Below are 10,796 nucleotides of genomic sequence, written 5' to 3' on the forward strand. Positions count from 1 at the left end.
CACCGCTGCGGGCGCGCTCGTCCTGCCCGGCCGTGAGCGCGAGCAGGGCGGCGGGCGGCAGCACGGCTTTGAGCGCACGGCCGGGGCGGAGGTCGAGCAGGTTGGCGAGGTTCGCGCAGCCCGCCGTGAGCGCGGCGTCCACGGGGACCATCGCGCCGCCGCGCGGGGCCGGGCCGCTCACCGCGGCGAGCAGCGCGAGGGCGGGGATGCCGAGCGCCTTCGCGGCCCCCGTCGTCACCCGGCCGGAGCGGAGCGAGGCGAGGTGCCCGCGCAGCCCCTTGGAGACCGGGCGGCCGGCGCGTCGCTGATGCGGCTCGAGCAGGTCGTCGAGCAGCCCGAGCCCGCCGATCCCGGCGAGCGCGAGGAGGTCCAGGGGGCGGCCCGTGCGTCGTGCGAGGGCGCAGGTGCCCGCGACCACGAGCGCGCCCTCGGCGAGGCTCACCTCGCGTCCGGCGAAGTTGGTGCGGGCGAGCTCGGCGCGCAGCGCGGCGATCACTCCGCTCCCCCGCCGTCGGACGGCGCGGCCCCGCCTTCGGTACCGTCGCCCCCGGAGCCGTCGCCCTCGGTACCGACCGCGGCGGTCTCGGGCAGGGCGGGGAGGCGGTCGGCGGCATCGGCCGTGGTGCCGTAGGCGCCGGAGCCGCCGCGGGTCTGCTCGACCAGCGCGAGCACGGACAGGACCGGCCCGTCGGGCTCCTGCAGCCGGTCCGTGGTCGACAGCGCGTCGTAGGTCGTCTCACCGCGCACGGTGCGCAGGATGCCGGTGGAGGCGTCGTTCGCGGGCGTCACGGCGGAGACCACCGCGGGCAGGCCGGTCCCGGCGAGGGCGGTGAGCATGCTGGTGCGGGAGGCGAGCAGGCCCTGGGCGCGCTCGGCGGCGGCCTGGTCGTCGTCGGTGTCGACGGCGAGCTCCTCGGGGGCGGCGCTCGCGTGCACGACCCCGTCGACCGTGCCCGGCGCCCCGCCGTCCACGCTCACCATCCCGTGCTCGATGAGCGCCTGCCACAGCTGCCCGCGCAGCTCCTCGCCCAGGGGGCCGCCCTCGCCTCCGGCCAGCAGCTCGGGGATCAGCGCGGAGAGGCGCTCGGAGTCGGTGAGCTCCTCGCCTCCGACGGCCGTGAGCGCCTCGGGCGCGATCTGCTCCGCCGCGGCGACCGCGTCGGCCCGCGCCTGCTCGCGTCCCGGCTCCCACAGCGCGCTCTGCAGCTCGACGTGCACGGTCTGCGCGACGCCGGCCACGTCCAGCAGCGAGGTGATCCGCTCGGTGGAGGTGCGGGTGGAGTCGTCGTCGGTGAGGACCGCGATCCGCTGCCCCTCGAGGGTGCCGTCCACGAGCTCCGGCCCGACCTCGGTGATGAACGAGGAGAGCTGGTCGTTCTCGCCGGCGAGCTGCTCGGCCTCGGTGCGCAGCTGCTCCTGCTCGGTGCGCAGCTGCTCGACCTGACCGGCGAGCTGGTCGCCCAGGTTCTCGCGCAGCGGCCCGGCGCCGAGGACGATGCCGACGGCGAGCGCGAGGAACACGGAGATCAGCGAGACGAGGTGGTAGCGGAAGTCGATCACGGGGTCGGGACCCTCCTACGACCCGGTGGCCCGGGGTGTGAACAGCGTGGTGAACCAGGACAGGAGCCCGTCGAGGCGGGCGAAGAGGATCTGCACGAGCGCCTGACCGCCCGGGGTGGCCCAGAGCGCTACGGCGAGCGCGGCCAGACCCGCCAGCGCCAGCAGCACGAGCTGGAAGGTGGAGATCCTCTGACGGTACAGGCGGGAGACGCCCTTCGCGTCGACGAGCTTGGAGCCGATGCGCAGACGTGTGAGGAAGGTAGAGCTCATGCCGGCACGGCCCTTGTCGAGGAACTCCTCGAGGGTGCCGTGGGTGCCGACGGCGACGATGACCGAGGCGCCCTTCTCGTCGGCGAGCAGCATGGCGATGTCCTCGCTGGTGCCCGAGGCGGGGAAGGAGACCGCGCCCTCGGCCAGCCCCAGCTCCGCCAGCCGCTCCATCCCGGGGGCGCGGCCGTCGCGATAGGCGTGGACGACGAGCTCGGAGCCGGAGCGCAGGGCCCGGTCGGAGACGGAGTCCATGTCGCCGATGATCATGTCGGGGCGGAACCCGGCCTCGAGCACCGCATCCGCGCCGCCGTCGACCCCGATGATCACGGGGCGGTTCTCGCGCAGGAAGGGCTTGAGGGTCGCCAGGTCCTCCTTGTAGTGGTAGCCGCGCACCACGATCAGCACCGGCCGGCCGTCCATCCGGGTGGCGACCTCGGGCGCGCCGATCCCGTCCAGCAGCAGGTCCCGTTCGCGGAGCATGTACTCCATCGTGTTCTCGGCGAACAGCTCGAGCTGCTCGGAGAGCCCCTCCCGGGACGCCTCCTGGGAGGCGGCGACGCTCGCGTCGTCCTGCCGGGCGCCCTCGGCGATCGGCTCCCCCTCGAGCAGCACCCTCCCGTCCTCGACGGTGATCCGCTCCCCGTCGCGGATCCCCTCGAAGACCTCGTCCCCGAGGGAGTCGACGAGCACGATCCCGGCGTCGACGAGGATGCGCGGGCCCGCGTTGGGGTAGCGGCCGGAGGTGGAGGCGGCGACGTTGAGGACCGCGGCCGGCTCCCGCTCGACGAGCGCCTCGGCAGCGACCCGGTCGATGTCCTCGTGGTCGATGATCGCGATCTCGCCGGGGCGGAGGCGCTTGGTGAGGTCCTTGGTGCGCTTGCCGAGCCGGGCCACGCCCTCGGTGCGGGCCGCGCTCATGGCTGCGTCCGTCCGGCCTCGTCCAGCAGCTCCTCGGCGTGGGCGAGGGCGACGTCGGAGGCGTCGTCCCCGGCGAGCATCCGGGCGAGCTCCCGGATCCGGCCCGGCCGGTCCAGGGTCTCCACGGTCGAGCTGGTCGCACCGTCCTGCGAGGTCTTCACGATCTGCAGGTGGGTGGAGGCGTGGGCGGCGACCTGCGGGAGGTGGGTGACGACGATGACCTGGGCGTGGCGGGCCAGGCGTGCGAGGCGCTGGCCGACGGCGAGGGCGGCGCGCCCGCCGATGCCCGCGTCGATCTCGTCGAAGACGAACACGGGCGCGGCGGTGCGGTCGCTGCGGGAGGAGGCCAGCGCCACCTCGAGGGCGAGCATGACGCGGGAGAGCTCGCCGCCGGAGGCGGCCTGCGCGACAGGGAGGTGATCGGCGCCGGGATGGGGGGCGAGCTGGATCGCGACCTCGTCCCGGCCGTGGGAGCGGTGGGCGCGCCCCGTGACGTCGACCCGGATCTCCGCATCGGGCATCTCGAGGTGGCGCAGCTCCTCCTGGACCGCGCCGGAGAGGGCGCCGGCGGCCTCGGTGCGTGCCGCGGTGAGCTCCTCGGCGGCCGCGTCGAGCTCCGTCTCGAGCTGCTCGAGGCGGGCCGCGACGGTGCCGCGCTCCTCCTCCGCGCCCTCGAAGCGGTCGAGCTCCTGCGCCGCGGTGCGGGAGGTCTCGAGCAGTGTGGTGACGTCCTCTGCGGGGCCGTCTTGTCCCGGCAGCAGGGCGCCGAGGTCGCGCACCAGGACGGTCAGCTCGTGGAGACGCTCGTTGGCCTCCTCGATGCGTCCGGGCGAGGCGTCGATCCCGTCGGCGTAGCTGGAGAGCTCCCCGGCGATGTCGGAGAGCTCGATCCGCAGCGCGTCGAGCCGTTCCGTGAGGGGGACGAGGGTGCCGTCGGTGCGGGCGGCGCGGGCGAGGGCCTCCCCCGCGATGTCGAGCAGGGATCCGGCGGCGGGGCCGTCGTCGTCGCCGACCAGGGCGAGCGCGGCCTGCCCGGCGGCGCCGCGGAGCTCCTCGGCGTTGCCGAGCCGTTCGATCTCGGCGCGCAGTGCGTCGTCCTCACCCGCCTGGGGGTCGGCCTGCTCGAGCCGCTCCAGCGCCTCGGTGAGGACGGTGCCGCGGCGCTCCCGCTCGGCGAGCAGGGCGTCGAGCTCGGCGAGGCGCTCGGTGAGGGAGGTGCGCTCGCGCCAGATCGTGCGGTGCCGCTCGAGCAGCGGCTCGATCTCGGCGGCCCCGAAGCGGTCCAGGGCCTCGCGCTGTGCGTCGTGGTCGCGCAGACGCTGCTGGTCGGACTGGCCGTGCACGGTGACCGCGGTGCCCACGAGCCGGGCGAGGGTCCCGATCGGGACGGGGACCCCGCCGATCTGGGCGCGGGAGCGGCCGTCGCGGGTCAGACGGCGCACCACGAGCACCTCGCCGTCCTCCTCCTCGGCGCCGAGCTCGTCCATCGCGTCCGCGAGCTCCCCGTGCCCGGCGAGCGCGAGTGTCCCGTCGACGGTGCTGGAGCCGCGGGTGCGACCCCGGTCCAGGCGACCGCCCAGCAGCATGGTCAGGCCCGTGACGATCATGGTCTTGCCGGCGCCGGTCTCGCCGGTCAGGGCGGTGAATCCCGGCCCGAACTCGAGCAGGGCGTCGTCGATCACGCCGATGTGGCGGATGCGCAGGGTGGACAGCACGGCGGCACCCTTCAGCGGGTGCGCGGGCCGCGGCCCCGCCAGCCCACGACGGGCAGCTGGAACTTCTCGACCAGTCGATCGGCGAACGGGGTCGGGGCGAGGCGGACCAGGCGCACCGAGTGCTCGGAGAGCCGCGCCTCGATCCGCATCCCCGCCACGATGTCCTCCCCGCGGCGCCCGTCGAGGGTGAGGATCGCGTCCTCGTGGTTGTCCATGGTCATCTCGACGGCGATCTCGGAGGAGCGTCCCAGCACCAGCGGCCGGGCGAAGAGGGCGTGGGCGGCGAGCGGGATGAGCATCATCGCGTCGACCTCGGGCCAGATGACGGGACCGCCGGCGCTGAAGGCGTAGGCGGTCGAGCCGGTCGGGGTGGACAGCAGCACACCGTCGGCGCCGAAGCTCGAGACGGGCCGGCCGTCGATCTCGATCGCGACGTTGATCATCTTCTGCCGGTCGGCCTTCTCCAGGGACGCCTCGTTCAGCGCCCAGTGGTGCCCGATCTGCTCGTCGTGCTGGTCGAGGACGGCGATGTCCAGGGTGGAGCGCTTCTCGATCTCGTAGTCGCCGTCCAGGAGCCGGGCGACGGTGATGGAGAGGTCCTCGACCTCGCTCTCGGCGAGGAAGCCGACATGGCCGAGGTTCACGCCGTGGACGGGGATGTCGGCCTCGCGCACGGCCTCGAGGGCGCGCAGGATGGTGCCGTCGCCGCCGAGGACGATGCCGAGCTCGACGGCGTCCGCGGCCGAGACGGCGTCGAGCACGTCCACGCCGCCGTTGGTGAGGAAGGTCAGCAGGCGCGGCGGCGCCTCGTCCTCGGGCAGGGAGAGGACCTCGTCGACCTGCTCGTCGACGACCACCGCGCGCACGCCCCGGCGGCGCAGCTCCTCGAGGACCGTGAGCATGGCGCGCAGCGCCGCCCGACGGCCGGTGTGCACGTACAGGAGGAACCGTCGCATGGGTCAGTCCTCCTCGGGGGCGTTCTGGTCGCGGCGGCGCCGCGGGAGTGCCCCACCCACGGCAGACCCGATCATGTCATAGGCCTGCGCATCCGGCGTGCAGGACGAGCCGGGCGCGGTGGCCCCTGCAGCATGCGGCCGGACCGGGCGGGCGGGCCGCAGGTGCACGAAGTACTCGCGGTTGCCGTCCTGGCCGGGCAGGGCGCTGGGGCCGATCGCCGCGAGCTCGAGCCCCTGCTCGGCGGCGGTCTCGACCACGCCCTCCACGGCGCGGATCCGGGCGGAGGGATCGGTGACCACGCCGGTGCGGGGCAGCGCCTGCTTCCCGACCTCGAACTGGGGCTTGACCATGAGCAGCAGCTCCCCGTGCGGCGCGATCACGCCCGCAAGGGCCGGCAGGACGGTGCGCAGGGAGATGAAGGAGAGATCCGCGACGACGAGGTCGACGCGGGCACCGAGCATGCCCGAGGTGAGGTCGCGCACGCTCGTGCCGTCGCGCACCTCGACGCGGGCGTCCTCGCGCACATGGTCGGCGAGCTGGTCGTGCCCGATGTCGACGGCGATCACGCGATCGGCGCCGCGCCGCAGCAGCACGTCGGTGAACCCGCCGGTCGAGGCGCCCGCATCGAGGCAGAGCAGGCCGCGGGGGTCGAGCTCGAGCAGGTCGAGGGCGCCGGCGAGCTTGTGCGCGGCGCGGGAGGCGTACTCGATGCCGTCGGGCACGTCGACGACGGTCAGGCGCGCCCCGTCGGGCACGAGGGCGGAGGGCTTGTCGGCCCGGCGCCCGTCGATCCTCGCGCGTCCCTCCTCGACGATGCGCCGGGCGTGGGTGCGGGACCGTGCGAGGCCGGCGGCGAGCAGCGCGACGTCGAGCCGGTCCCCGCTCACCGGGCGGCGGCCGCGGCGGGCAGGGCGGTGGCCCCGTCGCGGCCCAGCAGGCGTCCCTGCCAGGCGTGCTCGGGATGGGTCGCGCGCAGCAGCGCGAGCACGGCCCGCAGCACGCGCGGGTCGTCGGCCTCGCCGTGGACGACGGCGATGTCCTCGCCCTCGCGGCGCACCGAGACGGCGCCGCAGCGGGCGCCGTCCCCGTCGACGACGGGCAGCGGGAAGGGCGCGGCGATCCCGGCGAGGTCCGGGGTGATGAACGTGGGGCGCCGCACCGGCTCGGCGTGCAGGGCGGTCTCGACCGTGTCGACGCCGGTGAGGACGAGCAGGGAGTCCATCCCGGCACGGACGGCACCCTCGATGTCGGTGTCCAGCCGGTCGCCGACCACGAGCGGACGGCGGGCGCCGATCCGGGTCGCGGCGACGGTGAACATGCCCGGCTCGGGCTTGCCGGCGACCTCCGGCTCGGCGCCGGTGGCGTGGCGCAGGGAGGCGACGAGGGAGCCGTTGCCGGGGGCGAGGCCGCGCTCGGTGGGCAGGGTCGCATCGACGTTGGTGGCCATCCAGCGCGCGCCGCGGCGGATCGCGTAGGCCCCCTCGGCCAGGCGCGCCCAGCCGAGGTCCGGGGACCAGCCCTGGACCACGGCGACGACGTCCTCGGCATCCGTGTCGACGGGCTCGAGCCCGTCGGCGCGGAGCTGGTCGGCGAGGCTGGGTCCGCCGACGACGAGCACCTTCGCGCCGGGGGCGAGGTCCTCGGCGAGCAGACGCGAGGCGACCTGCGGGGAGGTCACGAACTCCTCGGGGCTCGCCTCGAGGCCGATCACAGCGAGGTGGTCGGCGGCCTGCTGCGGGGTGCGGGAGGCGTTGTTGGTCGCGAAGACGACGGAGCGGCCGGCGGCGCGGGCGGTCTCGACCGCCTCGACGGCGTGCGGGATCGGCCGGGCGCCGTGCATGAGGGTGCCGTCGAGGTCGAACAGCAGCGCGTCGTGGAGGTCCAGGAGCGAGAGGTCGGGCCGGCGGATCACGCGGGCTCCTCCCGGGTCTCGGACTCCGGGGCGCCGGGGTCGTCGGCCGCGTCGGCGCTCTCCGCCGTCACGGTCACGTCGCCGGCCTCCGCGTCCTCGTCCTCGGTGTCGTCCGCGTCGTCCGCCTCGGTGTCGTCGGCGGCCTCCGCCGCGTTCTCCACTCCGTCGACGTCGCCTGCCTCATAAGCGTCGGCACCCGCGCCGGCATCCACCGGGTCGTCGCCCTCCTCTGCGTCGTCGGCGCCGTCCTGGTCGTCCTGCGCGTAGGGGTCGAAGGCGTCGAGCACGCTGATCTGCTCGTCTCCCTCCATCACGGGCGCCTCGGCGGGTGCGGGGGCCGGGCGGCCGAGACGCTCGGCGGCATCGGTGAGGCCCTCGGTGTCCGCGTCGGCGGCGAGCGTCATCCAGCGCAGCGCCTCGTCCTCGCGGTCCGCGCGCTCGAGGAGGTCGGCGTAGGCGACCCAGAGCCGCACCTGCCAGCGACCGTCGATCTTGTGCCGCAGGGCCGGGATCTCGAGGGTGCGCAGGGCGGTCTGGACGTCGCCGGTGTCGGCATAGGCGCCGGCGACGACCATCATCAGCTCGATCGCGGACTCGACCCCGAGGGCGGCGGCCTCCTCCGAGGCGGCGATGTCCAGGGCGCGCTCGGGGCGGCCGAGGCCGCGCTCGCAGTCGGCGATCATCGGCAGGACATCGGTGCGCCCGGTGATGCGCATCGCGGTGCGCAGCTCACGGGAGGCGGTACGGTACTCGCCGGCGCGGTAGGCGAAGATCCCGTAGACCTCGCGCACGATGCCGACGCGCCCGCCCAGACGGGCGGCGAAGCGGGCGTGGGCGAGGGCGGTCTCGGGGTCGGTGTCCTCGAGGAGGTGGGCGGAGACGAGATGACGCCCGACGCGCTGCGCGGTCTCCTTGCTCAGGCCCCGCAGCTCCTCGTGGGTCTCCTTGTCGAGCTCGCGGCCGGTGATGCCCTCGGGCACGCGCGGCTCGATCGGCCGATCGGCGCGCTGCTCCTCGCTCGGACGGCCGCTGCGACGGTCCTCACGGCGGCCCGCGTCCCGGCCCCGGTCGCGCGAGCCGCCCCGGCGGTCGTCGAAACGGTCCTGGCCGCCCCGGCGGTCCGGAGCGCCACGACGGTCGCGGTCGTCGCGGCGCGGGCGATCGTCGCGGCGGGGCCGATCTTCACGTCGGGGCCGGTCGTCCCGGCGCTGACCGGAGCCTCCGCGACGCTCCTCGCCGCTCCCCCGTCGGTCGCGGTCCTCGCGCCAGGGCCGATCGTCGCGGCGCGGCCGATCGTCGCGGTGACCGCGGTCCTCGCGGCGCGGCCCTGCGTAGCGGTCACCACGCTCCCCGCCCTGGGGACGGTTCTCGCGCCAGGGGCGGTCGTCGCGGCGAGCACGGTCGTCGCGTCCGCGGGCGTCGTCGCGGCGCTCGCCCTCCCGGCGCGGACGGTCCTCCCGATGCGGGCGATCCTGCCACCGGCCCCGGTCCTCGCGGTAGGGGCGGTTCTCGCGGCGGTCCGCGCCGTCGGTGCCGGGGCGATCGTTCCGACGCGGGCGGTCGTCCTGGCGGGGGCGGTAGGGGCGGTCGCCGTCCCGGCGGGGTCCGCCCTCGCGGCGTGCTCCTCCGTCGCGGGAGGGGCCTGCGTCGCGGCGGCCTCGAGGCCCCCCGGCGCGGCCGCCGGCGGACGCGCCGGATCGAGGCGTCGAGCCTCGCTCGTCCCGCCGCCGACCGTCACGACCCCAGTCGTCCCGGCCGCGGTCGCTCCCGTTGTTGCTGTGCTCAGCCACCTGGACCGCCCGCCTCTTCGTCTCGCCCTGTGCGCCCTATGCGTTTGTCTCCCGGCGACTCTAAGCCAGAGCACGGCCTTGACCCTCGGGTAACGGCATCATCCGTGACTGCTTTCACGGGGCTCCCAGACTCCGGGAACCGACGGTGCTCGGCTCCGCGGACCCGGCGCCGCCGCAGCGGCGCCCTGCCCGGAGCGCTCCCGTCGCGCACCGCTCGCCCCTTCTGCTCTCGGCTCTCTCCCCCGCTCGGCGCCGCGACGCGCACCCGTCCCGCTCCGCGATCGCCGCCGGTCCCCCGCCGTGTGTACCTCGGGAACGGGGCGTGCCCTAGAAAGCGGGTGGGTCCTGCGCCACATGGACTGCCCCCCCGGTCACCGTGCCACGCAGCCACCAGGAGGAGCCGTGCTTCTCGAACGCCTCTACGACGAGGACCTCTTCCAGGCGAGCTGTCTCGTCGCCTGCCGGGACAGCGGCAGGCGCCCGTGGTCGATCCGCGGCGCGACATCGCCGACTACCCCGACCTCGCCCGGCATCACGGTCTGCGGATCGTCGCCGTGACCGAGACCCATGTCCATGCGGACTTCCTCTCCGGGGCGCGCGAGCTCGCCGCGGCGACGGGCGCGACCGCCTATGTCTCGGGGGAGGGTGGCGAGGACTGGCAGTACAACTTCCCGGCCGAGCGCCTCCACGACGGTCGGCCATCAGCGGAGCTTCGCCTGGTGGGCTCCGCATCTCGCGGCCGACGACGAGCAGGGCTTCGTCGACGAGCTCCTGGACGGTCAGCCCGATGCCCATGCCTACTTCGGACGGATGAAGCGTCAGAACGTCCTCGGGCCGGCTCTGCTGGGCGAGAGGGCTCTCCCCCCGCCGCGTCGATGCCTCGGGGATGGCGTCCGGCGCGATCGCCCGCGTGGGCACGAGGCCCGTCGCCGGGGTGCACGAAGGCATGGTGCCCGGTGCGCTCAGCATCCCCGCCCCGGGCAAGGCCGCCTCCCATATCGGCTGGGCCTTCGACCCGGAGTCGGACGACGCCGAGATCATCGTCCTCGCCCCGGATGCGGAGACCGCAGCGAGGATCCAGGACCATTTCGTGAGAGTGGGGATCGACGAGCTCGGCGGCTACGTGACCTCGTTCGAGAGGCTCGAGCAGAGCGTCCCTCAGCGTGTCTCCCACGCGGATCTCGACCAGCTGCGCTCGAGCCGCCCGCACGCCGTGCTGCTCGACGTGAGGAACAAGTCCGAGCATTCCGCCGGGACCATCCCGGTTGCTCAGCACCTCTCGGCCGGAAGGGCGCTGTTCCACCGTGATCAGCTTCCTGCGCCCGCCGAGGGCGCCGTCATCGCCTTCTGCCAGTCGGGGCTGCGCGCCTCCGTGGCCGCGAACGCTCTGCGACGGGCCGGCCATGAGGTGATCGAGGTCGACGGCAGCCACGCCGGCTGGTCCCGCTGGCAGCAGGAGAACGAGGCGTCGGCACGCGCCTGAGCGAAGCACCCCGATTCCCGCAGAAGGGCCCGTGACCGAGGGATCACCTCGCTCACGGGCCCTCTCCCTGTTAGCGGGCATGAGAAAAGGGAGTGGAGGAGGCGAACAACCGCTAGGGGTTCAAGCACTCCTCCACTCCCAGTGAAGATGTCCGGCGGCGACCTACTCTCCCACACCCTCCCGAGTGCAGT

Annotated in this window: 7 protein-coding genes and 2 pseudogenes; 1 reads left to right on the plus strand and 8 read right to left on the minus strand. The window is 74.8% G+C overall.

What is annotated here, in order from left to right:
* The 8 genes and pseudogenes from L3K22_RS16110 to L3K22_RS16145 all read right to left on the minus strand — a co-directional run.
* Positions 1-496 (minus strand): annotated as a pseudogene (locus L3K22_RS16110) (hypothetical protein); the annotation flags it as partial.
* Positions 493-1,560: a copper transporter gene (locus L3K22_RS16115; RefSeq protein ID WP_263312292.1), complete on the minus strand. Its 1,068-nt coding sequence runs from the start codon at positions 1,558-1,560 to the stop codon at positions 493-495. The pseudogene L3K22_RS16110 and the gene L3K22_RS16115, both read right to left, overlap by 4 nt.
* A 15-nt stretch (positions 1,561-1,575) precedes the next feature.
* On the minus strand, positions 1,576-2,748 hold the full coding sequence (steA, locus tag L3K22_RS16120) for a putative cytokinetic ring protein SteA (RefSeq protein ID WP_263312293.1): 1,173 nt from the start codon (positions 2,746-2,748) through the stop codon (positions 1,576-1,578).
* Positions 2,745-4,463 carry a DNA repair protein RecN gene (recN, locus tag L3K22_RS16125; RefSeq protein ID WP_263312294.1) on the minus strand — a complete coding sequence of 573 codons (1,719 nt, stop codon included), beginning with the start codon at positions 4,461-4,463 and terminating at the stop codon, positions 2,745-2,747. Before recN ends, steA begins: the two co-directional genes overlap by 4 nt.
* Before the next feature lie 11 nt (positions 4,464-4,474).
* The gene (locus L3K22_RS16130) at positions 4,475-5,419 is read right to left on the minus strand and encodes an NAD kinase (RefSeq protein WP_263312295.1); all 945 of its coding nucleotides are present in this window, start codon (positions 5,417-5,419) and stop codon (positions 4,475-4,477) included.
* A 3-nt stretch (positions 5,420-5,422) separates the two neighbouring features.
* On the minus strand, positions 5,423-6,307 hold the full coding sequence (locus L3K22_RS16135; RefSeq protein ID WP_263312296.1) for a TlyA family RNA methyltransferase: 885 nt from the start codon (positions 6,305-6,307) through the stop codon (positions 5,423-5,425).
* On the minus strand, positions 6,304-7,332 hold the full coding sequence (locus L3K22_RS16140) for an HAD-IIA family hydrolase (RefSeq protein ID WP_263312297.1): 1,029 nt from the start codon (positions 7,330-7,332) through the stop codon (positions 6,304-6,306). The genes L3K22_RS16135 and L3K22_RS16140 overlap by 4 nt, the downstream gene beginning before the upstream one ends.
* Complete coding sequence (locus L3K22_RS16145) at positions 7,329-8,312, minus strand: hypothetical protein (protein WP_263312298.1); 984 nt, start codon at positions 8,310-8,312, stop codon at positions 7,329-7,331. Before L3K22_RS16145 ends, L3K22_RS16140 begins: the two co-directional genes overlap by 4 nt.
* Before the next feature lie 1,212 nt (positions 8,313-9,524).
* Between L3K22_RS16145 and L3K22_RS16150 the strand changes: the two are divergent.
* Positions 9,525-10,605: pseudogene (locus L3K22_RS16150) on the plus strand (rhodanese-like domain-containing protein).
* Positions 10,606-10,796: the final 191 nt, after the last annotated feature.

It is taken from the genome of Brachybacterium atlanticum, from assembly GCF_025669985.1.
GTDB classification, from domain to species: domain Bacteria; phylum Actinomycetota; class Actinomycetes; order Actinomycetales; family Dermabacteraceae; genus Brachybacterium; species Brachybacterium conglomeratum.